Here is a 26,067-nt window from a genome sequence, read left to right as displayed (position 1 = left end):
TTGTCTTTCACGGCGCCGGTTTGAAGCTCAGGCATACCGAATTGATGCAGTAGCGTTCGCCGGTGGGTTCCGGCCCGTCGGGAAATACATGGCCCAGATGGGCGTCACAGTCGGCGCAGCGTACTTCCACCCGGATCATGCCGTGCGAGGTGTCGCGCAGACGCTTGATGCGCTCACCGGCGGCTTCGGCCCAGAAACTGGGCCAGCCGCAGCCTGCGTCAAACTTGGTGTCGGAGTGGAACAGCAGGCTGCCGCAGCAGATGCAGTGATAGTCACCGCGCTCGCTACGCCGGTAGTGCTCTCCACTGAAGGGACGTTCGGTGCCCCCCTGGCGGGTGACGCGGTATTGTTCCGGACTGAGCCGGGCGCGCCAGTCGGCGTCGCTGATGGATTTCGGGTCGCTCATGGCCATTCCTCGGGTGGGGTGCTGACAGTGAATCGGGCCGGACAGGAAAATCTGTCACGCCGCCTGCTTACAGTTCGTCCAGGCTGTTGTCCAGATGGGTCTCGTCGGCCCATTTTTCAATTTCCCACTCGCCATCCCGATAGCGAATCCAGTTGAGTGCGGCATTCGGAATGGGAAAGTCGCGGGCGCCGCTCAGTCCCTGGCCGCTGGCGGTGCGGTGTACCATTTCCAGCACACCGCCATGGCTTACCACCAGAATCTGCTGTCCGCTGTGGCGTTCTGCCAGTTGCTGCATGAAGTGCATGATGCGCTGCTGAAAGCCGTGCAGGCTTTCACCACCTTGCAGGTCGAAGTGGACATCCCGCTCCTGATGCAGCCGGTAGACGTGGGGGATGTGCTGGCGTGCCTCATCGAAGGTGCGGCCCTGCAGGGCACCATAATGCCGTTCTTTCAGCGCCGGGTGGGTTTGCAACGGCAGGCCCAGCCGCTGGCTGATGGCGCTGGCGGTCTGGCGGGCGCGGTTCAGCTCGCTGACATGCAGCGCGGCAAACTGCAGTTGCCGGCGCGCCAGGGCGTTGGCCAGTTGCTCGGCTTGCTGCAGGCCATGGCTGTTGAGTGGAATGTCCAGATGACCCTGCAGGCGGCGTTCGCGGTTCCAGTCGGTTTCACCGTGGCGGATCAGGCAGAAGCGGGTGGTGTGCATGAAGGTGTCCGGCTTGGGTTGATTACAGGATGCCGACGCCGGAGATTTCCCGCGCCAGGTTGGCGGCGTAGTTGTCCGTCATGCCGCCGACAAAATCCAGTACCTTCATATAGGCCTGGTACAGGCTGTCTTCAGTCTTGACGTGCTGTTCCAGCAGCCCCATGGCCAGATGCTGGCGCGGTGTCAGTTGCTCGCCCCCGCGGGTGATGTAGGCATGTACCGCTGGCACCAGCACATCCAGAATGGTGGCGACGCAGGGGTAGGACGCCAGTTCGGTCACCAGCTTGGTGCGATGGCGGTATACCTTGTTGCTGGCCAGTTCCTTGGCCTGGATCAGCGCTTCCTGTACCTCGGCATCGGTCAGGTTGATCAGGTCCTTGGCCGGAAATTCGCCCGCAAGAAGGGCGTTGTGGTGCAGCATGAATTTCTGTGCCACTTCGGCCACGCAGCGGCCAATGGCGATGCCGCGCAAGGTGGCGCATTTCTGCTTCACGTCGTGCAGGTTCCACACCTTTTCATATTCGGTAAAGCGGGCGAACAGGCCTTCGAATTCCCGTACATCCAGAATGCCGATTTCGACTGCATCTTCCAGGTCCAGAATGGCGTAGCAGATGTCGTCAGCCGCCTCCATCAGATAGGACAGCGGATGACGGCCCCATTCCAGCAATCCGATGCGTGGCAGGTGCAACTCTTCGGCAATGCGCTCGAAGTAGGGCAGTTCGGTGCGATAGATGTTGAACTTGTCGCGCGCAAGCGCCTTGGGCGCATCTGATGTCCACGGATACTTGATCAGCGCACCCAGTGCCGCGGCAGTCAGGCGCATGCCGCCTTCGTGGCTGTACATCTCCAGTGTGGCCAGCATGCGCAGGCCGTGGGCGTTGCCTTCGTAGGTCTGCACATCGCGCAACTGGGCGGCATCCAGCGTGGTGAGGAAATGCGCATTACGCGCATCGCGGAACCAGTCGCGCAGCGCATCTTCGCCGGTATGGCCAAACGGCGGGTTGCCAATGTCGTGCGCCAGGCAGGCCACCTGCACTACCGCGCCGATATCGAAGGGGCTGTAGCCGGGCGGCATGATCCCGGCGTGCTGCATCATCACCCCCACCCGGTTACCCAGGCTGCGGCCCACGCTGGCCACTTCCACGCTGTGCGTCAGCCGGTTGTGGGTGTGGTCGTTCTGGGCCAGCGGGTGCACCTGGGTCTTGCGGCCCAGGCGGCGGAAAGCGCTGGAAAACACCACCCGGTCGTGGTCGATATGAAAGTCGCTGCGCAAGCCTGCGCTGCCTTCATCGGTAGCCGGGGTGCGGGTGGGCTTGATTTCGCCTTGTACCACCTTGAAGCGCTGGGTGGACAGCAGGGCGGTCCATTGTTGTTGCTGGTGCTGGGTCATGGCAGGCCGTGGCAGGTTGGATGTAGCGATGATATGGGCTTTGCCGCCTGGGGAAAAGCAGCTTGCCGCTCAGGGCTGGGCATACAGGCGGATCAACTGGCCGTGGCGGTCTTCGGTAATGTAGAGTGCGCCGTCGGCACCGGCGCGGATTTCTACCGGGCCGCCGGGGCCTTTGCTGTCTTTCCAGTTGCTGATCAGTTCCAGCCCCTGGCCGGTGGGCAGGCCTTGGCGGTCGGTCGGATAGGCCATCAGGCGGTGGCCATGCTGGCGATAGCCATGAAAGCCGACAATCAGCCAGCCGGCAAAGCGTGGCGCGGCCTTGGGCCCCAGCCACCAGGTCAGTCCCAATGGTGCGGCATGTGCGGGTAACAGGCGGTAGGGGGGAGTGGTTTGACTGCAGTCATAGGCGGGAAACTCCGGTGCCGCCACCTGTTTGTCGTAGCAAAAGGGCCAGCCATAGTGCTTGCCGGCTTGCAGCAGATTCAGCTCGTCGTGTGGCAGTTCATTGTCGTTGGGCAACTGCAGTTTCAGCTGGATGGCGTCGCGGCTGTTTTCTGCCTGCAGCAGGATGCCACTGCGCGGATGCACGCCCAGTGCCATGCTGTTGCGCAGGCCACGGGCAAATACCCCCAGATCGCTGACCTTGCCATTGTTATCGATGTGATAGCGCCACACCACGCCGGCCCGGTCCTGCTCACTCTCGGGGCAGCGTCCGCTTGCCTGCTCGGCTGGCGCTGCGTTTTCGCAATTGTCGGATGAGCTGCCGATATTGACGTAGAGATCGCCGTTGGCGGCCAGGGCAAAGGTAGTGAGCGGGTGACGCTGGCGCAGTGGCAGGCTGATGACGGTTTCGCGTTGTTGTGGCGCTGCCAGGTCAAAGCGGATGATGCGTCCCACTTCTCCCACGTAAATCTTGCCATCCGGTCCTTGCACCACGCCGTGCGGACGGTCCAGCCCTGTTAGCAGCACAGTCTGCTGCCAGTTGCCGTTCTTGCGTTCCAGTTGCAGCAGCCGGCCTTGCGGGGCATCCCAGCGTGTCATTTCGGTCAGCAGCAGCTTGCCGTCTGGCAGGATGGCAAGTCCACGCGGCATTTTCAGGCCGCTGGCAATGATTTCGGCGCACAGGCCGGGCAGGACGTGCATGCCGGCTGGTGCAGTCTGAGGGCAGCGTTCGGCAGCTTGCGCCGACAGGGGCAGCATCAGGCAGGCAAGGATAAGCAGGTGACGGACATGCATGCGTTTTCTCCGGGAAGTACCGGCACAAGCCGGATGCTGCCAGCAACAATAGCAAGGGCCTGCCGGAAAGTCGCCTTTGCTGTGCGATCGGCTTGGGTTGGTGGGGGAATGGAGCCGCTAAAATCTGCTTGCGATGATTGTGTATGTAAATGATAATGATTGTCATTAACAAGCAAGCGAGGTGATGTCATGCTGTGGGCAATCATTCAGCTATGCGGAGTAGGGGTAATGGTGCTGACGCGGTTTGCATACCGGCCATTGCTGCGGCGTAGTAGTCACCTGCTGGTGGGGCAGTGCATCCTGCGCTGGCCTGTGCTGCTTGGCATGGTAATCCTGCCCTTGCTGGCCTCGTTTCCGGGCTGGCCGCACCGGTTTTCGCTGGCCCTGCCACCGCTGGCCGGGCCGGTGGGCTGCCTGATGCTGGCGTATGCATGCTGGCTGTTCTGGCGTAGTCAGCTTGATGTGCTGTCGGGTAATGCACAGCGTAAGCCATGGCCGGGCGGGGTTTATCAGCGTATTCGCCATCCGCTGTATGCGGCCCTGTGGCTGGCGGCGCTGGCCCAGTTCCTGCTGGTGCAGGATGGCTTGGCGGGCAGTGGCGGAGTGCTCGCCCTGCTGTTCAGCTATGGACGCAGCGTAAGGCGGGAGGAGGGGCTGTTGCTGCAGTGGCTGGGTGATGCCTATCGCCAGTATATGCAGCACACCGGCCGACTGTGGCCCCGCGGGCTGGCCCGCTAGCGCTGCCGGTCGCTCTCAGGGCTGACCATCGATATTGCTCAGCATGGCGGTGATTTCCGCCGGGCGATACAGGGCCGGGCCGCTTCGATACACCGTCAATTTTCCTTGTTCGATGAGGCCGACTTCCAGCTGCCTGCTGGCTGGGTCCAGCAGCAGGTAGGCCATCTCGCTGCCACCTTCGTGCGGCTTGTTGCCACTGACATAGAGCAGTTGGTCCCGGCTTAGCGGGCCGCTGACCTGCATGTTCTGCTGGAACACGGCAAATTTGCTGCCCAGCAGTTGCCGCAACGCCTCCGCCACCACGCCGGTCTGGTACAGACCGATGTCGGCCGGGTACTTTCCTACCTTGTGTTCCAGCGCCTGCCATTGCTGCTTGCCATCCGCCTTGTCTGACGCCTGTTTCAGGATGGCCACGGCATTGCCCAGTGCCGGGTTCTCCGTGAGCAGTGTTGCCGCGTGCTGCTTGGCTTCTGCCGTGACATTGCTTGCCTGCTGGCGCAGTGCGGCAAGCGGTGCGCTGCTGGCTTGCAGGCTATTGTGGGCTGCGCCGATGGCGGCTGAGGCCGCTTGCTGTACCTGTTCGCTTTGTTGCTGGCTGCAGGCGGTCAGCAGGCAAAGTCCTGTCATGGCCATGACTTTTCTGTACGCGATCATGATGGCTCCTGGTGCTGTGAACGATGGCAGAGTGTCTGGAGCGGCAAGAGTTCCTGTTTTTTATCGTAGTAATACTACATATATTCTTGCATATCACCTGTAGTTAACATTCACTATGAAAAACATGAATGTTTGAAATCGAACATATTGGCCTGTTCGCTGCGCAGTAGCCTTATTCTGCGCGTGGGGTGGTTGCGCGGTGGCTGCCGGTGCTTGTGGCTTTGGCGGCAAAAGATGCCAGGTGCGGCTGCAAGGCAGGCACTTTGCCTGTTTTGCTGCTATGGTGTTGATTATCAACAGTTCTGTGTATGCGGTGGCTGACACCTTGCCGTTCAGGCGGGGGCTGGATTTTCCCTATTGGCCAGTCAGGGCGCTTTGTGCGGTCCTAGTTTGATCTGCATCAAGCTCTTATTTTCGATATCGAATGTAGTATTGTTTCCATAGAGAACAATTTCGGGCTTCAATCAGGAGATAGTCATGGAATCGATTGCTCAACAAGCCGTACAAGCCGACCCGTGGCGGGATTTTGCCGCCGGAGACTGGCAAACCCGTGTCGATGTGCGTAACTTCATCCAGCGCAATTACCAACCTTATGCTGGCGACGCCAGCTTCCTTGCCGCCGCGACCGAGCGCACCCAGGCCTTGTGGGCTGCGCTGGGCGAATTGCTGAAACAGGAGCGGGAAAAGGGCGTGCTGGATGTCTCGGCTGACCGTGGCACTTCCATTACCGCTCACGATGCGGGCTATATCGATCCCAAGCTGGAACTGATTGTCGGCCTGCAAACCGATGCCCCGCTCAAGCGCGCCATCATGCCAAACGGTGGTTTGCGCATGGTGGAAGCCGGGCTGGCTGCCTATGGCTTTACCCTGGACCCGATGATCAAGGAAGTCTGGAGCAAATACCGCAAGAGTCATAACCAGGGGGTGTTCGATACCTATACCCCGGAAATCCTGGCGGCGCGCAAATCCGGCATCATCACCGGTCTGCCGGATGCCTATGGCCGTGGCCGCATCATCGGCGACTATCGCCGTGTCGCCCTGTACGGTACCGATTTCCTGCGCAAGGAGCGCCAGCAAGCCTTCCACGAACTGGACGACGCCGTCTTCTCCGAAGATGTGCTGCGTCAGCGTGAGGAGCTGTCCGAGCAATTCCGCGCGCTGGATGAGCTGCGCGAAATGGCAGCCAAGTACGGCTATGACATCAGCCGCCCGGCGGTGAATGCGCGCGAAGCCGTGCAATGGACCTACTTTGCCTACCTGGCTGCGGTGAAGGAGCAAAACGGTGCCGCCATGTCGCTGGGTCGCATTGCCACCTTCCTCGACATCTACATCGAGCGTGATGTGGCTGCCGGTGTGCTGACCGAAGCACAGGCACAGGAGCTGATTGACGATCTGGTGATCAAGCTGCGCATCGTGCGTTTCCTGCGCACTCCGGAATACGACCAGCTGTTCTCCGGCGACCCCACCTGGGTGACCGAATCCATTGGCGGCATGGGCGAGGATGGCCGCACGCTGGTGACCAAAAACAGCTTCCGCTTCCTCAATACCCTGTACAACCTGGGGCCGGCACCGGAGCCCAACCTCACGGTATTGTGGTCCACCGCGCTGCCGCAGGGCTTCAAGGACTTCTGCGCCAAGGTGTCCATCGATACCAGCTCCATCCAGTACGAAAACGACGACCTGATGCGGCCCTACTGGGGCGACGATTACGGCATTGCCTGCTGCGTGTCGGCCATGCGTATCGGCAAGCAGATGCAGTTCTTTGGTGCCCGCGCCAACCTGGCCAAGGCCATGCTGTATGCCATCAATGGCGGTCGCGATGAAAAGAGCGGTGCCGTGGTGGCCCATGGCTTCGAACCGATTACCGATGATGTGCTGGACTTTGACACGGTGATGGCCAAGTTCGACAAGATGATGGACTGGCTGGCCGCCACTTATGTGAAAGCGCTCAACTGCATCCATTACATGCACGACAAATACGCTTACGAGCGTATCGAGATGGCGCTGCATGACCGTGACATCCTGCGCACCATGGCCTGCGGCATTGCCGGGCTGTCGGTGGCAGCGGATTCGCTGTCGGCCATCAAGCATGCCCGCGTACATGTCATCCGCAACGAAGACGGCCTGGCGGTGGACTACCGCATCGAGGGCGACTACCCAGCCTATGGCAATAACGATGACCGGGTGGACAGCATGGCAGTGTGGCTGACCGAAACCTTCATGAACAAGATCAAGGCCCAGCCGTATTTCTACCGCAATGCCACGCCCACCCAGTCGGTGCTCACCATTACCTCCAATGTGGTGTATGGCAAGAAAACCGGTAACACCCCGTGCGGCCGTCGCGCTGGCGAGCCGTTTGCGCCGGGTGCCAATCCGATGAACGGTCGTGACGTGCATGGCTTTGTTGCGGCCGGTGCCTCGGTGGCCAAGCTGCCCTATGCCGCTGCGCTGGATGGCATCAGCTGGACCGCATCGGCCACGCCGGATGCGCTGGGCCATACCGCAGAGGACCGCGTTGCCAATCTGTCGCATTGTCTGGATGGCTTTGCCGCTGCCGGCGGTTTCCATGTGAATGTGAACGTATTCCGTCGTGAAACCCTGCTGGACGCCATGGAACACCCGGAACTGTACCCGCAGCTCACCATCCGCGTGTCCGGCTATGCGGTGAACTTCGTCAAACTGACGCGAGAACAACAACTGGATGTGATCAACCGTACCTTCCACAGCAGCCTGTAAGCCCGTCACGGTTTGTCCATCCACCCGCCCGCCGGCAGATGCTGACGGGCGGTTTTTTCATCAGGAGTTCTCATGACCCAGCAGCATGTGGTGCATGCGCCGCTCAGTCAGGGTGAGCTGACCGGCTATGTCCACTCCACCGAAAGCGGTGCCGGAGTGGACGGGCCGGGCATGCGTTTTGTCTATTTCATGTCCGGCTGCCAGTTTCGCTGCCAGTATTGCCACAACCCGGATACCTGGAAGCTGCATGCCGGTCGCCAACTGACGGTGGCACAGGCAGTGGCGGAAATCGCACCTTATGCCGGCTTTCTCAAATTTGCCGGTGGCGTCACGGTATCCGGTGGCGAGCCGCTGATGCAGCCAGAATTTGTCGGCGCACTATTCACCGCCATCAAGCAGCGCTACGGCCTGCATACCGCGCTGGATACCCAGGGCTTTTTGCATGCCAATGTGGATGATGCCTGGTTTGACCAGGTCGATCTGGTGTTGCTGGACATCAAGCACAGCGACCCGCAGCGCTATCTGGAAATTACCGGCCAGGCCTTGCAGCCGACGCTGGATTTTGCCCAGCGGCTGAAACGGCTGGGCAAGCCCGTCTGGCTGCGTTATGTGCTGGTGCCGGGGTTGACGGATGGTGCGGCTGATATCGCCCGCCTGGCAGACTACGCGGCCAGCCTTGGTGGCATCGTGCAACGGGTGGAGGTGCTGCCCTTCCACCAGATGGGAGCGGGCAAATGGGCACAATTGGGGCTGACTTATCCCTTGGCGGATACCCCGCCTCCCACTGCGGCTGCCGTGGATGCGGCCCGTTGCTTGTTTGCCGCGCGAGGACTCACGGTGTGCTGAGCTGAATACGGTGCAGGATTTGGGTGAAAGGTTCAGGCTATCTTTCCGAAACTTCTGATAGGTATTGTTTCTCGAGCAAGGATAATACGACGGGTGAGTGATTGACCAACCCTGAAATGATTGTCCGAAGAGATGAATAAAGAAGCGAGCAAATCCGGCAAGCAAACCTGCAATCTGTCCTCCCGGGTAATCAGTGAGCAAATCAGCACCCTGATCGATCGGCTATCCAAAAAAGGGCAGTGTATCGTCATCTGGGAAAAGCAACGCTTGCTGTTCTGCTCCATGGACAGCCGCAATGCCCAGCGTTACCTGGCCAAACCCACCTGCCTTGGCGTCTACGACGCTGATGTCACCTATTGGGATGTGCAGAAGGATCTGAAGGAAATCCTGCAACGCGACTGATGACTTTGGGGGGCGGACTGGTTTGCTAGCCAGTCCGCGGCATGATTCTGATTTACCCCTGCTGCCATATCCGGTAGAGTCCGCCTTTTCCATCGTCAAGGCAGGCCTCTGACAGGAGGGCTGCCCGCCGTCCAGCAAGTGAGTCCTGCCCTTATGCCTGGCTCATGCACCACACCATTTTCGATACTCCCATCCTGCGCGACCTGATGCGCGCCTTGTCCATTTTCCTGCTGCGTCTGCGTGGCTGGCGCATTGATGGCAATTTCCCCGATTTGCCCAAATACGTGCTGATTGCCGCACCGCATACCAGCAACTGGGATTTCCCATTAACGCTGGGCGTGTGTTTTGCCCTGCAAGCCAAGCTTTACTGGATGGGTAAGCACACCTTGTTCTGGGGGCCAATGGCTCCGGTCATGCGCTGGCTGGGCGGTATTCCGGTATTACGCAGCCGCAGCAACTCGCTGGTGCAGCAGATGGTGGCGGTGTACCAGCGTTCGGACAAGCTGGTGGTGGCCATTCCGCCGGAGGGAACCCGTCAGCGGGTAAAAGAATGGAAAACCGGGTTTTATCATATTGCCTGCGGTGCTCAGGTGCCGGTGGTGCTGGCTTATATGGATTATGCCCGTAAGGTTTGCGGCTTCGGCCCGGTGTTTTATCCCTGTGGCGATATCACGGTGGACATGCCGAAGATTCAGGCCTTTTATCAGGACAAGGTGGGTAAATACCCTGATCAGTATTAGATCCGGCTGGCAAGGTGGCCGCTGCCACTGCCTTGATCGGGGCAGAGCCTGACGCCGGACTCCCGGCAGCCCGCTCATCGCCAGTAATTCAGCCCGCAGGCGCAATGCTGCGGGCTTTTTCATGCTGGGCGCGCGGTGTTCACGGCGTGGGGGCGGCACTGGTGGCGGCTTGTACCGGGATGAATTGCAGAAGTGGTGCGGCCAGCAAGGACTGGCCAAAGTCGATGGCGCTGCGGCGCAGTTTTTCATCAGAAAATTCGGCCAGCAACTCTAGTCGGGCGATGATCTTGGACATTTCGCGCTCGAAGCTCAGATTGCGCTGCTGTGGCGTGATTTCATTGGCCAGCAGCATCGGGCTGCCATCCGCATTCTGCCGCCGTCCCAGCAGCCAGGAGGCCACTTCGACATTGTAGGCGGCATTGGCCAGTTGCTGGGCATTCAGGCCATGCACCAGGTAGAGCTCGGTCCGCCCGCCATAGACATCAACCAGCATGCTACCCAATCCATACACCAGGGTGCCGGCACGGTCGCCGCTGAACTGCGGATCAAAGGCGGTGCTCAGTGCCGCGGTGGAGCGCACCTGTCCCAGCGCGGGCAGGGCTTGCCGGTGCCGTATTGCCGTCATGACGTGTGCGATGGCGGCATCCCGGCTACTGAAGCCTGCTTTTTGCCATTGCGACGGATTGCGGCGGTAGAGTTTGTCCAGCAGGGTCTGCAAGCTGGCCAGGTTGTCGCGCATGGCCAGGTTGGCGATGCGGTTGGCGGCGCTTTGACCCAGTTCGGCCGAACTGAAGTCCTCACTCTTGACGGGCTTTTTGGCCGGGGTGTTGCTGCAGCCAGCCAGCATCAATCCCAACAGCACACACAGGGCAGGGCGAAACATCTTCATGGCGGTACACGCGGGGCGTGTGGCAGTGAGGTTGAGCCGTTTTACCCTGTTGTCTGCTGCCAGGCAAGCCAGCCTGGTTTCAGGACTTGGTGGCGAATAGTGCGCGCCAGCCATCCACTCCCAGGCGGGTGACGGTCTCGATGTTCTTCTCGAAGATGGCTTCCGCTTCCGGGAAGGCTTCCACCGCGCGGTCGATGCTGGCTTCGCGGATCAGGTGCAAAGTGGGCCAGGGCGAGCGGTTGGTGTAATTGCTGACATCGTTGATGCCGGTGCCGTCAAACTGGAATTTCGGATGAAAACTGGCTACTTGCAGTTCGCCGTCCAGCTCCAGCTCTTCGACGATGGCATCAGCGATATCCTGGAATTCATTGAAATCCAGAAAGCGTTGCAATACATAAGGATGCACCAGCAGCGTGGTGTCGGTTTCTTCTGGGTCGGTGTCGGCCAGCAGGCGCAGCTCACGTGCCAGTTCTTCGGCCAGTTGTGCCGGTTCGGTGGCATCGCTTACCACAATGCGGACTTGGTTCTTGACGTAAACGGATTTGGCAAAAGGACAGAGATTAAGGCCGATAACGGCTTTTTCCAGCCACAGGCGTGTGCTGGCAATGGCTTCTTCGTGGCTTGGCGTCTGCATGGTGCATGCTCCGATGGCTGGGCGGTGGCTAGGCAAGGCTGCGGTGGCGGATGACAAAACAAAAAACCCGGACGAGTCCGGGTTTTCATCAGCGCGTAATCTTTGGAAGATTACAGCGGCTGGATGTTGGAGGCTTGCTTGCCTTTCGGGCCATCGACGATGTCGAAGCTTACGCGCTGGTTTTCGGCCAGGGTGCGGAAGCCTTTGGCATTGATCTGGGAGAAGTGAGCGAATACGTCATCGCCACCTTCATCCGGAGTGATGAAGCCAAAACCTTTGGAGTCGTTGAACCACTTAACGGTACCGGTTGCCATTTTGTTTATCCTCAAAACGAGCAAGTTGATAAAACGCATGAAGTTCAAGGGAAATGGCGACTGAGGTACGGACTAAATGCCACTACGACAACTACACATCCACAACTTGAGCATCCTGCAGGCAGGCATACTGCCCATTGTTGCGAATGTTGGCAAGTATTTTCTGCGCCTTGTCAGGGCGCGCTGCGAGCAATCCCTGTACAAAAACACTGTGTGGTACATGGTTTATTTGGCCAGGGGCCTGGGTCAGGCACCAAAAAAGCCTTGTTTCTCTGCTTCATCCAGTGCGTGCAGCAGCCATTGGCCTGCCAGCGGGCAGCCGTCGCTGACCTTGCTGGCGGCCATCGACAGTACCTGCTGCTTGCTGACACCGTTTTCCCGCCAGCTCTGACCCTGGCGGTTCAGGTTGAGCAGGATGGGCATGAGCCGGTCCATGGCGCGGGCAAAGCGTGCCTCGGCGCTTTGGCGCGCCTCGAATTCCTGCCACAGCGCGACCAGCCCGGCTGCCTGCGCTTGCGGCAGCAAACCGCAGATGCGACGGATGGCCGCCAGTTCCTCGGCTTCGCGCTCGGCATTGTCGGTGGCGGCATAGACAATCACATCGCCGGTATCGATTTCTCCCAGATCGTGAATCAGCAGCATGCGGATCACCTTATCGATATCCAGTGCCACCGGCGCATGCTCGGCCATGCTCAGGGCAAGCAGGGCAGCCTGCCAGCTATGCTCGGCCGAATTCTCGTAGCGCTCCAGGCCGACTGGCTTGGTTTTACGCAGCACGGTTTTGAGTTTGTCCACTTCCAGAATGAAGTCGATCTGTTTTTGCAGGGCAAGCAAGGCGGCGGGCATGGCAGGGTACTCCGGCAAAGTCACAATAAAGGCGCACATGATACCCCGCTGTTTTTACCTGCGGGAAAGGATTGGCTCGGCTGGAGCCAATCCGATGATTTATAGTGCAATGACATCTGGCCACACCGTGAGCACCCCATGAGCGATGAAGAGCAATTGCAGTTTGTACGGGAAGATCCGGAGGGGTTTCAGGATTTCCGCGACGTACTGTCCGATTACGCGCCCCAAATTGAAAAGCTGGCTTCACAGTTGGGGCAAAACCCGCATTCACCACAACTGGTGGGCGACCTGTTTCGCCTGATGCACACCATCAAGGGCGATGCCGGTTTGTGTCGGGTGATGTTCGTGGTGCCGTATGCCCATGCGCTGGAAGGTCTGCTGGCACGCTTGCGCAGTGGCGAGCTGGTATATCAGGACGTCATGGGTGATGTGCTGCTGCTGGTGCTGGACCGGCTGGAGCTGGTGATGGGCCAGATAGCCGCCGCCCGCCCCGTGGACGCGGTGCAGATGCGCACCTTGCTGGAAACCTTGCGCACACTGGAGAGCGCGCCCTTGCCTTCGGTGCTGGCCACCTGCACGCGCCTGGTGGCGGCCATGGTTGGGGTACAGGGCAATAGCGAGGCACCGTCGGCGGCTGTTGCCGGTAACGCCGGTGGGCAGTCGCGCCAACAGGATATGTTGTTGTTCCGTACGCTGGCCTTGCAACTGGAGCAGCGCATGCCGGAATTTGTCGGTCGTACCGAGCGCAACCTCAAACTGGCGCTGGAACTGAACCGGCAGGCCGGTGGCTGGGTGGATGCCGAACAACTGGAAGCGGCGGTTTATATGCACGATGTCGGCATGATGTTCCTGCCGGAGCAAGTGTGGCTCAAGCTGGGCACGATCAGTGACCACGAGCGCCGCCTGATGATACTGCACCCGGCCTGGGTGGCCGGGCTGATGGGGCGCATGCCAGGCTGGGAGGGTGCCGCGCTGATGGTGATGCAGCATCACGAAACGCCGGATGGGGAAGGGTATCCTTATGGCCTGGTCAGCGGTGAAATCTGCCAGGGAGCCCGCATCCTGGCGCTGGTGGATGCATTCGAAGCGGTGATGCTCAAGCATGCCCATCGCGGGCAACGCCGTTCCATGCTGCGTGCCGCGGCAGAACTGAATGCGGCGGACAACCAGTTTGAGCGTGCCTGGCTTGACCCTTTCAATCAGGTTGTGCGCCGCATGCTGGAACAGCCGGCTGCCTGAGTCCTTTCAGTGTGCGGCCATGCCGTGGCTGTCCAGCCAGGTCAGCATGCGCTGCCAGCCGTCCTGTGCGGCGGCTGCATTATAAGAAGGACGATAATCCGCATTGAAGGCATGACCGGCTTGTGGGTACACCACGATTTGCGACGCGCTGCTGCCCTGTTGCAGGGCGCTGCGCATGCTGTTTACGCTGTCCTGCGGAATGCTGCCATCCTGGCCGCCGTAAAGTCCGAGAACCGGTACTTTCAATGTCGTGGCAATATCGACCGGCTGGCTTGGCGTCAATGTGCCGTGCTCTCCCACCAGCTTGCCATACCAGGCAATGCCGGCTTTCAGATCCGGGTTATGGCTGGCGTACAGCCAGGTAATGCGGCCACCCCAGCAGAAGCCGGTAATCGCTGTCCGCTTGACATCGCCGCCATGCAGGCCGGCCCAGGCCAGGGTGGCATCCAGATCCTGCATCACCTGCTGATCCGCAACCTTGCTGACGATGGTGCTGATGATGGTGGCGATGTCGCTGGCCTCGGCTGGATTGCCCTGGCGGAAGTACAGTTCAGGTGCAATCGCCAGATAGCCGCGTTTGGCCAGGCGACGACAGATGTCGCGGATATGCTCGTGGACGCCAAAGATTTCCTGCACCACCAGCACGATGGGCAGCGCATCTGCCTGGCCGGTAGGGCGGGCAAAGTAGGCCGGCAGAATGCCATCATCCAGCGCAATACCCGCCAGCCCGGTATCCAGTGACAGGGTGTCGGTGATGATGCTGGCCGTGACGGGCTGTACCGCCAGGGCGAAGCCGGTGGCCAGTGCTCCTTTGATGAAGTCGCGGCGTGGTGGATCGAATGCTTGCATGAACAGGATGCTCCCGGGTGTGGTCCGGCATACTGCCAGGACTTGTGGTTTGCAGCGTGCTTGGCGACAATGCCGCTCGCTTGCTGGCTCTTGCCTGCTTTGTCGGCGCAGCTTCCGCTGTTTGACTAAACTGTAGTCTAGATCGCTTATCCCAATCACCACCATGCCCCAGCCTCCGTCCAAGATAAAACTCCCCGGCAGTTTTCTGCGCGTGGGGGAGCAGCTCCCGGTTGATGTCTATGCCAAGAATGGCTTTTTGCTGCTGAAAAAGGGGCATTATGTCCTCACCCCGGAACAGCGCGAACGCCTGATGGATGTGGCACATGGCGATGCGGAAGAGGTTGCGGTGCGGCTGGAGCGCGAACGGCTGGATCGGGCCGCACAGCGTGAACGTGAAGCGGCAACCATGACCCCGAAAAACCCGCTGGTTGAGGTGGGTTTCATGGCCGGGCGGCTGGAGGCCGTTCTGCTGCATGGGCTGTCCGTGCCGGGCCTGGCCGGCAGGCTGGAAGAGATGGCGGAGGAGCTGTTGCAACTGACGCAGCGCTTTCGTGACGGCATGCTGGCATCGCTGTTTCTGGTGCCTGTGAAGTCGCACAGTCTGAAAGTGGCCACCCTGGTGGCGCTGCTGGGCCGGCGGCAGGGACTGGAGCCGCAGCGGCTGCATAGCCTGGTGTGTGCGGCGATGTCGATGAATGTTGCCATCAGCCAGTTGCTGAACCAGTTGGGCAGTCAGCGCCAGCCCATGAGCTTGTCGCAGCAGGAAGAAATGCTGGCACACCCGGTATTGGGGTCGGCCATATTGCGCGAGGCCGGCGTGGCGGACGAGCATTGGCACATGCTGGTACAGACGCATCACGAGCAGGATGATGGGCTGGGCTACCCGGCAGGGCTGCGCGCTGATGAAATCCACCCCGATGCGCGCTTGCTGGCGCTGGCTGACCTGCTGTGCGAGCGCTTCCACAGTGATGCCGCCGTGCTGCCGGCACAAGTCATGGCCAGCCTGTTCCGCGGCGAGCTGGGTCCATTCGCGCCGGCGCTGGTGTCCTTGATGATCAAGGAGATGGGCATTTATCCGCCGGGCAGCTTTGTGCGCCTGGCCAGCAATGAAATCGCGGTGGTGACCCATAGTGGCGACAAGGCCAATCAGCCGCGGGCCGCTGCGCTGCGCAAGGTGGATGGTCCGCCCTATGCGGATGTTCTGCTGCGCGATACGCGTCAGGGCGCTTACCGGGTGCTGGAGCCGGTAGCCGCGGCAACCGCAGCCGTGAATCCGGCTTATCTGACGCGGCTGTGGACCTCGCGACTGGGCTAGGCCGTCAGTGACTGGCGGCGGGCTCGCTGGCCGAAGCGCGCAGCGGGCTGATGCGCACGCTGCTCAGATTATTGACTTTCCACACCCGCTGCATGTGACCGAAGTCACGTCTTTGCTGATTGCTCAGCCTAAGCTCCGGGCGCATGGACAAGTCCAGGAATACCTCACCCAAATAAACGCTGCTGCCGGCATTGATGTCGAAACCCGCCTGCACCGGCATGGTGATCGAGCGCCACTGGCTGCCCCAGCCGGATTCCTCCACCCAGTTGCCCCAGGCATCAGTAACCTGATAGTGGCCTGGCGGCAGCGCAAACAACAGCAGCTTGCCATCCACCGGACTCATGCCTGCCTCGCCGAACACCGTGTCGGTATTCATGCTGGCCCTGCCATTGGCAATGATATGGCCGCTACTGTCGGCGATGTGCAGCCCGGTATTGGCCGAGTCCTGGTCAAAGGCTTTGGCCGTCAGCGAGACGATGGCATAGCCATAGCCCGATGGCGGGGTGATGCTGCCTTGCAGGCGGTCTGCCATGGTGCTGCAGGCAGATAACAGGAGTGGCGCCAGCAGCATGCTGCAACGCTGGATGATGGCCATGTTTCTTGGCTCCTTGTGGAGTTGGCGGGCAGCTTGCGCGCACCGGCGCGGGGCCGGTATGCATCTTGCCGTTACGATAGATTCGGGTATGCTAGCCGATCATTTTATTGTTGATAACAAAAACACGCGCAAAGGATACCCATGGATCAGTTCGACAACGTCAGTGTGGCCAAGCGTGCCAATGTCTATTTTGATGGCAAATGCGTCAGCCACAACATTACGCTGGCCGATGGCACCCGCAAATCGGTAGGCGTGATTCTGCCATCCAAACTGTTGTTCAATACCGGCGCACCGGAAATCATGGAGCTGCTGGAAGGCAAGTGCCGCATTACCCTGGCAGGCAGTAGCGAAGCGGTTGAGTATCAGGGTGGCCAGAGCTTTAATGTTCCGGGCGATAGCTCTTTCCAGATTGAAGTGTTGGAAACCCTGCACTACGTTTGCCATTTCGGCTGAGTCAATCCGCCCGCACCCTGCGCGGCCTGGTCGGCATTGCTGGCCGGGCCGTATGCTCCACGCCGCACGGTGATGCAGTCCCGTGCGGACTGCTTGCCATACTCCCCGTCTTTTATCCCTGATACGGCCTGATTTTCGCTGTTTCCATCGCTTTGTCCGCTTGTTCCTGTCTCATCTGCTGTATTAACTGCAATTTTTGCGTCCGGGATCCATATTTTTGCTGCGGGTTGTAAGCAAAACTACGCTTTTCCTGACTTATCCGAAAGGATATCCTTGCAAACCCGATCCAGCTTGGGTTGGGGGCAATAAGAGCTATGATGACAATAAGCAGGCAGCGGCCGCCCGTGGCAAGCTGTCATGATTAACCGGCCATGGGCGTGGTGACTGGAACAAGTGGATGCTTAAACGGCTTGAGGCGCAATGGTCGCGCCATGCATTGTCTGCCAAACCGGCGGTAGTCTATCCCGTCGCGGTGTGTATCTGCCTGTTGGCCGGCTGGCTGCTGGCCGTGGTGGCCAGTTATCTGCAAGATCGCGCTGATCTGCAGCAGCGCGCCGCAAGCATATCGCAGCAGCTCGAACGCCAGTTGTCGCTGGCCAATGTGGCGCTCAGTCGTATTGATTCCGTCATGCCTGGCAATAACTGCGACTTGAGCTCACGCTTGTTGGCCGCGGTGGTCCAGTCCACCCCGCATGCCCGTTATGCGCTGCGGCAAGCGCCGGACGGGCGCGTCTGTACCTCTGATCTCTCCCGGATGGACATGCCGCCCGCTGCGCCCGCTGGCACCAGTCTGTCGTTGCGTGCAGAGCTGGCCGGTGGCTCGGCTGTTGTGCTGCAGCGCCAGGGGAATGGCAGCAGCATGCTGGAATTGGGCGCAGTGTCGCTGGCCACCATATTGCAGACGGAGAGTGCGGTGGTTGCCGCAACGGTGCGGGTAGGATCACAGTACCTCACGGCGGATGGCGAGGTGCGTAAGTGGGATGAGGCCATGGTGCAGGGCCTGAACCGCCGGGTTGGCAGTCATGATGGTCTGCTGGAGGTTGTGGTACAGCAACCTTGGGTGGAGGTGTTATGGCATTCCTTGCTGCGCCGGCTGGATACCTTGCTACTGGCCGGCCTGGCCGGCGTGGCGCTGGGCTGGGCGCTGTTGCGTCGCCAACTGGCGCGCAATTCCAGCTCCTGGGAAATTGCACAGGGTATTCGCAATCGCGAATTCTTTACCCATTATCAGCCCATCGTGACGGCCGATCAGGGGGAGTGTATCGGTGTGGAGGTGCTGGCACGCTGGCGTCATCCGGTGCAGGGGGCCATCCGTTCCGATCTGTTCATTCCTGCGGCCGAGGATGCCGGGCTGATCGTGCCGCTTACCCGTTACCTGATCCGCCGTGTCAGCAAGGAATTCAAGCAGGTGGCGTTGCCGCCGGGCTTCCTGGTCAGCATCAATATTGCCGCCGAACATCTGGGCATGCCGGATCTGGTGGAGGACTGCAAGATGCTGCTGGCGGTATTGCGCGAGAAAAAGGCCGTGCTGGTGCTGGAGGTGTCTGAGCGTTTTCCACTGCCCGAGCATCAGGTGACTCATCGTGTAGTGCAAGACCTGCGCCAGATGGGGGTAAAGCTGGCGCTGGATGATTTTGGCATTGGCCATGCCGATCGCAACTACTTGCGCCGCTGGGGCTTTGACTACCTTAAAGTGGAAAAAGGCTATGTATCGGCACTGGGCAAGGACAGTTTCAAGGCCAATATTCTGGACGGTTTGTTGCAGACTTCACGTCAACTGGGTGTGCAGGTGATTGTGAAGGGGGTGGAGACGCAGGGGCAGCAGAATTACCTGTCGGTGAAGGGCTTTCAGTTCTTGCAGGGTTTTTACTTTGGCAAGCCGATGACGCTGAACCATTTCCGCCAGTGGCTGTATTCCGGCATCACCCAGGACCGTGTGCCGTCGGTTGCCGCAATGGCGGCAGGCCGGAGTGAGGCGGCGGATCGCTGAGTCCGCCCTGCCAGCAATAATGGCAAAGGGTATGCCGCGGGCTGTTGGCTCCGGCTGGCGGCGGCAGGATGCGATGACCAGGGTCGGCGTGCGCCGGCCCTTGTGCTTTGTGCGCGGGCGTTGCTGGCGGCTTAGTTGTTGTGAGGCTGGGTGCTGATCAGCAGCAATGATTCCCCGCTGTGCATGATGACTTCCGGGCCGGGGGAGAACTCGACTTCGCCGGGGCTGCGTTCCAGGGCAATCACCATGGCCTTGCCATCAAAGCCTTCTCGCAGAAAGCGTTCCAGCGGCTGGCCTTCCCAGCGTTCGTCCAGCACATGGACCTGGGCATGGAACTGGTTGGGATAGCGGTGGTGCAGGTGCTCGAAGAAATGCAGGGTTTCCGGGTGCGCCACGATATTGGCCATGTTCATGCCGCCCAGATGTGACGGAATCACCACATTGTCTGCTCCGACCGCCAGCAGTTTCTTGCGCGAGCTTTCGTTTTCCGCCTTGGCCACGGCCAGAACCTTGCTGTTGAGGCTTTTGGCAGTAACCACCACAAAGGCATTGTCGGCATCGGCACTCAGGCAGGAAATCAGTGCGCGCGCATGTGTGATGCCTGCGGCGGTGAGGTTTTCATCCTCGGAGGCATCGCCGATGATGAAGGGAATGTCCAGCTCTTGCAGCAGCATGGTGTTAGCTTCGTCTTTTTCTATCACCACCACCTGGTGCTGGGTGCCCAGCAACTCCTCCAGTGCATAGCGGCCGGTATGACTCAGACCGCAAATGATGGTGTGGCCGCGCATGTGGGCGATCAGTTTTTCCATTTTCTTTCGTCTCAGATAAAGCGGCAGGTCGCCCTGGAACAACATCAGCGTGAGCGAGGAAATGCCATAACCGACCACGCCGGTGCCAAACACGATCAGGGCAATGGTGAAGTAGCGGCCTTCCAGCGACAGGTTGTGGGTTTCGCCATAGCCGATGGTGGCCAGGGTGATGACCGTCATGAACAGGCTGTCGGAGAAGTCCCAGTGTTCGATCAGCATGTAGCCTGTAGTGCCAAACAACAGGGCGGCAAAAACCAGGCTGCTCAGGAACACGAGTTTACGCGGGAAGCTTTGGCGCATGAGTGAGGGGACCGCTGGCAAATGCGGCATTATAGCCGCTCTGCATGACTACGACATGCCCAGTTCCAGTGCTTGACCTGGCCGCAGGCTGGCAGGGTGAGCCGGAAGATGTGTACAAATATGTGCCGTGCCGCCCGGCGCAATGCTTCTTCACACTGTTTTACATGCCGTTACCTGCGGCTGGATAAGCTGAGTGTGTATCAACGCACTGGAGGTCCAGTCCATGAAAACCCGCATCCTGCTTCCCGCGCTACTGGCGCTGTCGTTTACCGGCCTGGCACATGCCGATGCCTCGGCCATTCTTGGTGGTGCGCTGGGTGGTGCCGTAGGTGCCGCCGTCGGCCAGTCTGTTGGCGGACGCAATGGTGCCATCATCGGCGGTGCTGTCGGTGGCAGCGTCGGTACGGCGCTGGCCTACCAGCGTGATGAAGAGCGTCGCTACCGCCCCTTGCCGCCGTCGGCACCGGTGGTGTACCAGCCGGTAGCCTATGTGGAACCGGTACGCTACATGCCGCCGCCGCGTCCGTACTGGCATGCCGGCTGGCGTGAGCGTGAGCAATATCGTCACTGGCGTGAACGCGATTGGCGCGAGCATGGCTGGCGGGGAGAGGATTACCGCTGGCGCGACTGATTTGTCCTGTTGCTGCCCGTGCAAGCGCGGCAGCCCGCCATGTAGGCAAAACCAGCCCCTGAACCCAGGGGCTTTTTTCATGGTGCATGCGCTGCGTGGTGTGCGGGGCGGTGTGTTGTGGCCGCACTGGGGCGAGAGCGCGTGATGGTCTGCAAAATGCTTGCCATGTTCTGGGTACTGTTCATATAATTCATTAGCAAACTAATCATTTATATGAAAATCACTATGGACAACGTGGACTTGCTGCGTCTTGGCATTACCAGCGCCATCATGCATGCCGGGCGCAAGTGGCGGCACATTTCGCAGGATGTGTTGTTTGGTCACGGCCTGACCGCACCTTGTGCCACGGCGCTGATTTTCATCGGCCGCCTGGGCGAAGGCATCAACCAGATTGCCCTGGCGGAGGAAATCGGCATTGAAGGCCCGTCGCTGGTACGGGTGATCGATCAACTGGCCGCCGATGGCCTGGTGCGCCGCGAAAAGGACAAAGTGGATCGCCGTTCCAATACCCTGTGGTTTACCGACGTGGGCAGGGCGCTGACGAACAAGATAGAAGTGGAACTGGTGGGCTTGCGCGCGCTGGTGTTCAAGGATGTGGCCGCGGCTGATCTGGAAGCTACCTTGCGGGTGTTTGCCGCCTTGGATGCCGCATTCCAGCGGCCTGGGCTGGCGGCTGAACTGGCAGCCATTGCAGGGCAGGAGCGCGCATGACGCTTCCTTCCTGGCGCGACTGGTTTTTTTCGGCCAAGGTGTTTGCCGCCGCCATGCTGGCGCTGTTCATTGCCATGGCGCTGGAACTGCCACGGCCCTACTGGGCAATGGCCACGGTGTATGTGGTGTCGCATCCGCTGACCGGAGCCACCCGCTCCAAGGCGGTGTACCGCATTGGCGGTACCTTGCTGGGGGCTTCCGCTGCCGTCGTCCTGACCCCTTTGTTTGTCAATGCACCCACCTTGCTGTGCCTGGTCGTAGCCTTGTGGACGGGCAGCCTGTTGAGCATTTCCCTGCTGGACCGTACCCCGCGCAGTTATCTGTTCATGTTGTCGGCTTATACCTTGCCGATGATCGCGCTGCCGACGCTGAATCATCCGGAAACCATCTTTGACGTGGCGCTGGCGCGTAGCGAGGAAATCCTGCTTGGCATCCTGTGTGCCAGCGTGGTGTCGGCACTGATATGGCCGGGCAAGGTTGCGCCCATTTTTTCGGCCCGTATCAGCAGTTGGATGCAGGACACGCGCGACTGGGCCTGTGAGCTGCTTAGCCCGCAACAGGGTGGTGGTGCGCAGGCCAGCCATGCCAGCCGTCACAAGCTGGCGGCGGATATCCTGGCACTGGACCAGTTCATCTCTCATTTGTCCTACGACACCACCAGCTTTGCCATGGTCAAGCATGCCCGAGAACTGCGTGGCCGCATGAGCATGCTGCTGCCCATCCTGTCCTCGCTCACCGAAACCCGGCAGGCCTTGGTACAGCAGGCTGCCGGGCTGCCTGCCTCCCTGACGGCGCTGATGCAACAGGTGGCCGACTGGATGAACGACCCGGACCTGCATCGCAGCCGCCAGGCGGTACCGGCACTGCAGCGGCAACTGGCGGCGCTCAAGCAGCAGATTGCCGATGGCGATGACTGGCAGTCCTTGCTGATTGCCCATGTGCTGGCGCGGGTGCAATCACTGATCAATCTGTGGCTGGACTGCCGTCTATTGCAGCAATTGCTGGCAGAAGAACACCCCACCTTCACGTGGAAACCGGCCTATCGGCATTGGCCGGTAGGCGGCACGGCACGGCATTACGATTACGGCATGGTGGCGTTTTCATCCTTGCAGGCGTCCACCGCCATCTTTCTGGCGTCACAACTGTGGATAGGGTTGGGCTGGACCGACGGATCCGGTGCCGTGATCATGGTGGCCATTGCGTCCTGCTTCTTTGCCGCACTGGACGAACCCGCGCCGATGATGCGTACCTTCCTGATCTGGGCGCTGGTCAGCATCGTGCTCACCACGGTGCTGCTGTTCATGGTGATTCCGGCGGCCTACACCTTTGAAATGCTGGTGGCCATGCTGGCCATTCCCTTCCTGTTGGTGGGCACACTGTTCACCCGGCCGCAGTTCACCATGATTGCCATGATGCTGACGGTGAACACGGCCACCTTCCTTAGCCTGCAAGGTGCGTACGATACCGACTTCACCGCCTTCTTCAACGGTAATGTCGCCACCGTGGTGGGCGTGTCGTTTGCGCTCCTGTTCAGCCTGCTGGTCCGTCCCTTTGGCATCGAGCTGGCCATCCGCCGCCTGCGCCGTGCCAGTTGGCACGACCTGGCGCGCATGGCGGCGGGGCGTGGACTGGACGATTATCCGCAACTCACCGCCCGCATGCTGGACCGACTGGGCCAACTGATACCGCGGCTGGCCGCCAGCGGGCATGACCAGTTGCCGCAGGCGTTTAGCGAGTTACGTACCGGCTTTAGCGTATTGCACCTGCAGCGCGACGAAAATGCCTTGTCCGGCCCGGCCGGCCTGCGAGTGCAGCAGGTACTGGATGAAGTGGCTGCGCATTACCGCCAGGCACTGGCGCTGCGTCAGCAAGCGCCAACCCGCGCGCAGCTACTGCAGCGCATTGATGCCGCGCTGGACCAGGTACTGGCCGTATCGCGCCGTAGCGACCACCATGTGCTTACCGTGCTCAATGCCTTGGTGGAGCTGCGCGTAACCCTGTTTCCGGCAGCCGGCAGCTATGCCGTGGCCGCCCCCTTACCCTTGGCTACTGGAGGCGTGACACCGTGATCGGTGAAATCGAAATCTACGGGGTGTTCTTCCCCAGCCTGCTGATCCTGATGGTGCTGGCCTTTGGCGTGACCGCCGGCCTGCGCATCCTGCTGGGGCAGCTAGGCTTCTACAAACTGGTATGGCACCGTTCCCTGATGAACTTTGCCTTGTATGTAATCGTGCTCGGCGGTTTCGTCGTGCTGACTCGCGGATGGTGATGATGAAAAAGCTGGCAGGAAAAGCGGGCCCGGTAGCCCTGACCCTGATTGTGGTAGTGGCCGCCGTAATGGTGGGGCGTCATTTGTGGGATTACTACACCAATGCGCCGTGGACGCGGGATGGCCATATCCGCGCCGACGTGGTGCAGATTTCGCCGGATGTCTCCGGCCTGATCACCGAGGTGAAAGTGACAGACAATCAACTGGTGAAACGGGGCCAGGTATTGTTTGTCATCGATCGTGCGCGTTACACACTGGCGCTGAAGCAGGCTGAGGCCGCGCTGGCGATGCAAAGTGCCGGCCTGGCACAGGCCAAGCGCGAAGCGGCGCGCAACCGTGGCCTGGCCGACCTGGTGGCACGGGAAAACATCGAACAAAGCGAAGCCCGCGTGCAGCAGGATGAAGCCAATGTCGCTGCGGCAGCTAGCGCGGTGGACGTTGCCAAGCTGAACTTGCAGCGCACCGTGGTAAGCAGCCCGGTGGATGGCTATCTGAACGACCGCATGCCGCGGGTGGGCGACTATGTCAGCACCGGCAAGCCGGTGTTGTCGCTGGTGGATGCCCGTTCCTTCCATGTGGACGGCTACTTCGAGGAAACCAAACTGGGCCGGGTGCAGGTAAACCAGCCGGTGGAAATCCAGATCATGGGTGAGGCGCGCAAGCTGCGCGGTCATGTGCAAAGCATTGCCGCCGGTATCGAGGACCGCGACCGCAGCAACGGTGCCACCTTGCTGCCCAATGTGAATCCCACCTTCAACTGGGTGCGGCTGGCACAGCGCATCCCGGTACGGGTGACGCTGGATGAGGTTCCGGCCGACTTTCGCATGATTGCCGGTCGCACTGCCACCGTGGCGGTGCTGCCCGGCAAGGGAGGCCAGCCGTGAGCCGCCGTCGTTCTGCCGCCTGGCTGGTCCTCACCGCGCTGGCCGGCTGCACCACCGTAGGGCCGGATTACCATCTGCCGCAGCAGGCTGCGCTGCAGCGCGGCTCGGCACAAGCCGGCTTTGCCAATGTCGATGGCAAGCTGACCAGCGCGCAGCCCGCGGCCAGCCGCTGGTGGCAGCTATATCACGACCCGGTACTCGAACAACTGGTGGAACAGGCAGAGGCTGCCAATACCGATTTGCGCGCCGCCACGGCCAATCTGCAAAAAGCCATGGCGGTGGCACGCGAGGTGAATGCCGAAGCCGGGCCGCATGCCAGCGTATCGGCATCTGCCGAACGCTCCAGGATTTCCGGCCAGAGCATGTTGCTGGAGCAGCCGCTGCCGGTGACCAATCTGGGCGATGAGGGGATACGGGTTGCCTACCAGCTCGACCTGTTTGGCAAGCTGCGCCGCGGCGAAGAGGCTGCCGCCGCCAATACCGAGGCGGTGGCCGCCGCGCGCGATCTGGCCCACATCACCGTGACGGCGGAAACCGTGCGCAGCTACCTGCAGATCTGCTCGGCCAACCATGGCTACCAGGTATTGCAACAGCAATACGGCTTGCAGCAAAAGCAAGTGGAACTGACGCAGCGGCTGGCGCGTGCCGGGCGACTGACCGCCACTGATGTGCTGCGTGCCAAGGCGCAGGCGGATAGTGTACAGGCGGGCTTGCCCGTCTATCAGGCCCAGCGCGATGCGGCCCGCTACCGGCTGGCCATGCTGCTGGGCAAAACGCCGGGCGAAGCCTTGCCGGCGGCGGCACTGGCCTGCGCGCAGGAGCCGCAACTGACACAGCCCATTCCGGTGGGGGATGGCCGAGCCTTGCTGGCGCGCCGCCCGGACGTGAAACAGGCCGAACGGCGGCTGGCGCAGTCCAGCGCCATGATAGGCGTGGCCACCGCCGAGCTGTATCCCAGCATCACACTGGGGGCCTCAGCCGGCTTCACCGGTGTGCTGGAAGACCTGGGCAAACGCTCCACCCAGCGCTTTGGCCTTGGCCCGCTGATCAGTTGGTCCATCCCCGATAGCGGCAGCCGCGCCCGCGTGGCGGCGGCACAGGCCGACTCCGCCACCGCGCTGGCGCACTTTGATGGCGTGGTGCTCAATGCCCTGCGTGAAGTGGAAACCAGCCTCAGCCTGTACGGCAAGGATTTGCAGCGGCTTACCCTGCTGCGTAGTGCGCGTGACAGCGCACGGGATGCCGCCGCGCAGAACCGCCGCCTGTATCAGGCTGGCCGTGCGCCTTACCTGTCCAGCCTGGATGCGGACCGCAGCATGGTCAGCAGCGAGCTGGCGGTGGCCAGTGCCGAAAGCCAGTTGGCGCAGGATCAGGTCAATCTGTTCCTGGCACTGGGTGGCGGGTGGGAGGTGCTAAGCCGCCCGCTTAGCGCCAAGTGAGTCATGCTCTGGCGGGTCCATCAGCCGCCGCAGATGGCTTGAGCATTTA

General features: G+C 60.7%; 27 protein-coding genes. 15 read left to right on the top strand and 12 right to left on the bottom strand.

Annotated features, from left to right (window positions below; genetic code table 11):
* Nucleotides 1-7: 7 nt before the first annotated feature.
* From msrB to DLM_RS11440, 4 genes are all read right to left on the bottom strand, one after another.
* Nucleotides 8-412 (bottom strand): peptide-methionine (R)-S-oxide reductase MsrB, encoded by a 405-nt coding sequence (gene msrB / locus DLM_RS11455; RefSeq protein ID WP_420000706.1) that lies wholly within the window; start codon nucleotides 410-412, stop codon nucleotides 8-10.
* Nucleotides 413-473: 61 nt separating this feature from the next.
* Nucleotides 474-1,109 (bottom strand): histidine phosphatase family protein, encoded by a 636-nt coding sequence (locus DLM_RS11450; protein WP_089086244.1) that lies wholly within the window; start codon nucleotides 1,107-1,109, stop codon nucleotides 474-476.
* A gap of 22 nt (nucleotides 1,110-1,131) precedes the next feature.
* Entirely contained in the window at nucleotides 1,132-2,499 is a 1,368-nt protein-coding gene (locus DLM_RS11445; RefSeq protein WP_089086245.1) for a deoxyguanosinetriphosphate triphosphohydrolase, read from the bottom strand.
* 69 nt (nucleotides 2,500-2,568) lie between these two features.
* Nucleotides 2,569-3,735, bottom strand: coding sequence for a PQQ-dependent sugar dehydrogenase (locus DLM_RS11440; protein ID WP_089086246.1), 1,167 nt, complete (start codon nucleotides 3,733-3,735; stop codon nucleotides 2,569-2,571).
* Between the two features lie 189 nt (nucleotides 3,736-3,924).
* On the opposite strand from DLM_RS11440, the gene DLM_RS11435 reads away from it, so the two are divergent.
* The gene (locus tag DLM_RS11435; protein WP_145985838.1) at nucleotides 3,925-4,473 is read left to right on the top strand and encodes a hypothetical protein; all 549 of its coding nucleotides are present in this window, start codon (nucleotides 3,925-3,927) and stop codon (nucleotides 4,471-4,473) included.
* 15 nt (nucleotides 4,474-4,488) lie between these two features.
* Here DLM_RS11435 and DLM_RS11430 read toward each other — a convergent pair whose 3' ends face one another.
* On the bottom strand, nucleotides 4,489-5,127 hold the full coding sequence (locus tag DLM_RS11430) for a hypothetical protein (RefSeq protein WP_145985837.1): 639 nt from the start codon (nucleotides 5,125-5,127) through the stop codon (nucleotides 4,489-4,491).
* 477 nt (nucleotides 5,128-5,604) lie between these two features.
* Here DLM_RS11430 and pflB point away from each other — a divergent pair, with 477 nt between their 5' ends.
* The 4 genes from pflB to DLM_RS11410 all read left to right on the top strand — a co-directional run bounded on the left by pflB (nucleotide 5,605) and on the right by DLM_RS11410 (nucleotide 9,851).
* Nucleotides 5,605-7,863: a formate C-acetyltransferase gene (gene pflB, locus DLM_RS11425; RefSeq protein ID WP_089086249.1), complete on the top strand. Its 2,259-nt coding sequence runs from the start codon at nucleotides 5,605-5,607 to the stop codon at nucleotides 7,861-7,863.
* A 72-nt stretch (nucleotides 7,864-7,935) separates the two neighbouring features.
* A complete protein-coding gene (gene pflA / locus DLM_RS11420) occupies nucleotides 7,936-8,709 on the top strand; it encodes a pyruvate formate-lyase-activating protein (RefSeq protein WP_089086250.1) in 774 nt (257 codons plus the stop codon).
* Between the two features lie 132 nt (nucleotides 8,710-8,841).
* The gene (locus DLM_RS11415; RefSeq protein WP_089086251.1) at nucleotides 8,842-9,111 is read left to right on the top strand and encodes a hypothetical protein; all 270 of its coding nucleotides are present in this window, start codon (nucleotides 8,842-8,844) and stop codon (nucleotides 9,109-9,111) included.
* 164 nt (nucleotides 9,112-9,275) lie between these two features.
* The gene (locus DLM_RS11410) at nucleotides 9,276-9,851 is read left to right on the top strand and encodes a lysophospholipid acyltransferase family protein (RefSeq protein ID WP_089086252.1); all 576 of its coding nucleotides are present in this window, start codon (nucleotides 9,276-9,278) and stop codon (nucleotides 9,849-9,851) included.
* A 139-nt stretch (nucleotides 9,852-9,990) separates the two neighbouring features.
* Here the strand turns inward: DLM_RS11410 and DLM_RS11405 are convergent, their stop codons facing one another.
* The 4 genes from DLM_RS11405 to DLM_RS11390 all read right to left on the bottom strand — a co-directional run bounded on the left by DLM_RS11405 (nucleotide 9,991) and on the right by DLM_RS11390 (nucleotide 12,534).
* Nucleotides 9,991-10,740: a hypothetical protein gene (locus DLM_RS11405; RefSeq protein ID WP_089086253.1), complete on the bottom strand. Its 750-nt coding sequence runs from the start codon at nucleotides 10,738-10,740 to the stop codon at nucleotides 9,991-9,993.
* A gap of 79 nt (nucleotides 10,741-10,819) precedes the next feature.
* Entirely contained in the window at nucleotides 10,820-11,374 is a 555-nt protein-coding gene (locus DLM_RS11400) for a DUF1415 domain-containing protein (RefSeq protein ID WP_089086254.1), read from the bottom strand.
* Nucleotides 11,375-11,484: 110 nt separating this feature from the next.
* Entirely contained in the window at nucleotides 11,485-11,688 is a 204-nt protein-coding gene (locus DLM_RS11395; protein WP_045845074.1) for a cold-shock protein, read from the bottom strand.
* Between the two features lie 246 nt (nucleotides 11,689-11,934).
* Complete coding sequence (locus tag DLM_RS11390) at nucleotides 11,935-12,534, bottom strand: HD domain-containing protein (protein WP_089086365.1); 600 nt, start codon at nucleotides 12,532-12,534, stop codon at nucleotides 11,935-11,937.
* 138 nt (nucleotides 12,535-12,672) lie between these two features.
* Here DLM_RS11390 and DLM_RS11385 point away from each other — a divergent pair, with 138 nt between their 5' ends.
* On the top strand, nucleotides 12,673-13,773 hold the full coding sequence (locus DLM_RS11385; protein WP_089086255.1) for an HD-GYP domain-containing protein: 1,101 nt from the start codon (nucleotides 12,673-12,675) through the stop codon (nucleotides 13,771-13,773).
* Between the two features lie 6 nt (nucleotides 13,774-13,779).
* Here DLM_RS11385 and DLM_RS11380 read toward each other — a convergent pair whose 3' ends face one another.
* Nucleotides 13,780-14,622: a dienelactone hydrolase family protein gene (locus DLM_RS11380; protein ID WP_089086256.1), complete on the bottom strand. Its 843-nt coding sequence runs from the start codon at nucleotides 14,620-14,622 to the stop codon at nucleotides 13,780-13,782.
* Nucleotides 14,623-14,785: 163 nt separating this feature from the next.
* Between DLM_RS11380 and DLM_RS11375 the strand changes: the two genes are divergently transcribed.
* Entirely contained in the window at nucleotides 14,786-15,937 is a 1,152-nt protein-coding gene (locus tag DLM_RS11375; protein ID WP_089086257.1) for an HD-GYP domain-containing protein, read from the top strand.
* A gap of 4 nt (nucleotides 15,938-15,941) precedes the next feature.
* On the opposite strand, the gene DLM_RS11370 is transcribed toward DLM_RS11375, so the two are convergent.
* Nucleotides 15,942-16,532 carry a hypothetical protein gene (locus tag DLM_RS11370; protein ID WP_231960160.1) on the bottom strand — a complete coding sequence of 197 codons (591 nt, stop codon included), beginning with the start codon at nucleotides 16,530-16,532 and terminating at the stop codon, nucleotides 15,942-15,944.
* Between the two features lie 141 nt (nucleotides 16,533-16,673).
* On the opposite strand from DLM_RS11370, the gene DLM_RS11365 reads away from it, so the two are divergent.
* Nucleotides 16,674-16,985, top strand: a complete 312-nt coding sequence (locus DLM_RS11365; protein WP_089086258.1) for a pyrimidine/purine nucleoside phosphorylase — start codon at nucleotides 16,674-16,676, stop codon at nucleotides 16,983-16,985.
* Nucleotides 16,986-17,382: 397 nt separating this feature from the next.
* Complete coding sequence (locus DLM_RS23675) at nucleotides 17,383-18,975, top strand: EAL domain-containing protein (protein WP_231960157.1); 1,593 nt, start codon at nucleotides 17,383-17,385, stop codon at nucleotides 18,973-18,975.
* A 131-nt stretch (nucleotides 18,976-19,106) separates the two neighbouring features.
* On the opposite strand, the gene DLM_RS11355 is transcribed toward DLM_RS23675, so the two are convergent.
* The gene (locus DLM_RS11355) at nucleotides 19,107-20,084 is read right to left on the bottom strand and encodes a potassium channel family protein (protein ID WP_089086259.1); all 978 of its coding nucleotides are present in this window, start codon (nucleotides 20,082-20,084) and stop codon (nucleotides 19,107-19,109) included.
* Between the two features lie 223 nt (nucleotides 20,085-20,307).
* Between DLM_RS11355 and DLM_RS11350 the strand changes: the two genes are divergently transcribed.
* The 6 genes from DLM_RS11350 to DLM_RS11325 all read left to right on the top strand — a co-directional run bounded on the left by DLM_RS11350 (nucleotide 20,308) and on the right by DLM_RS11325 (nucleotide 26,018).
* Nucleotides 20,308-20,715: a glycine zipper domain-containing protein gene (locus DLM_RS11350; protein WP_089086260.1), complete on the top strand. Its 408-nt coding sequence runs from the start codon at nucleotides 20,308-20,310 to the stop codon at nucleotides 20,713-20,715.
* A 225-nt stretch (nucleotides 20,716-20,940) separates the two neighbouring features.
* Nucleotides 20,941-21,426: a MarR family winged helix-turn-helix transcriptional regulator gene (locus DLM_RS11345; protein WP_089086261.1), complete on the top strand. Its 486-nt coding sequence runs from the start codon at nucleotides 20,941-20,943 to the stop codon at nucleotides 21,424-21,426.
* Nucleotides 21,423-23,495, top strand: coding sequence for an FUSC family protein (locus DLM_RS11340; RefSeq protein ID WP_089086262.1), 2,073 nt, complete (start codon nucleotides 21,423-21,425; stop codon nucleotides 23,493-23,495). The genes DLM_RS11345 and DLM_RS11340 overlap by 4 nt, the downstream gene beginning before the upstream one ends.
* Nucleotides 23,492-23,695 carry a DUF1656 domain-containing protein gene (locus DLM_RS11335; RefSeq protein ID WP_089086263.1) on the top strand — a complete coding sequence of 68 codons (204 nt, stop codon included), beginning with the start codon at nucleotides 23,492-23,494 and terminating at the stop codon, nucleotides 23,693-23,695. Before DLM_RS11340 ends, DLM_RS11335 begins: the two co-directional genes overlap by 4 nt.
* A complete protein-coding gene (locus tag DLM_RS11330; RefSeq protein ID WP_231960155.1) occupies nucleotides 23,695-24,579 on the top strand; it encodes an efflux RND transporter periplasmic adaptor subunit in 885 nt (294 codons plus the stop codon). The genes DLM_RS11335 and DLM_RS11330 overlap by 1 nt, the downstream gene beginning before the upstream one ends.
* A complete protein-coding gene (locus DLM_RS11325; RefSeq protein WP_089086265.1) occupies nucleotides 24,576-26,018 on the top strand; it encodes an efflux transporter outer membrane subunit in 1,443 nt (480 codons plus the stop codon). The genes DLM_RS11330 and DLM_RS11325 overlap by 4 nt, the downstream gene beginning before the upstream one ends.
* Nucleotides 26,019-26,067 lie beyond the last annotated feature (49 nt).

It is taken from the genome of Aquitalea magnusonii, from assembly GCF_002217795.2.
GTDB lineage: Bacteria > Pseudomonadota > Gammaproteobacteria > Burkholderiales > Chromobacteriaceae > Aquitalea > Aquitalea magnusonii_B.
The sequence above is the reverse complement of the archived record's forward strand: the minus strand, read 5'-3'. Positions and strand labels throughout refer to the sequence as shown.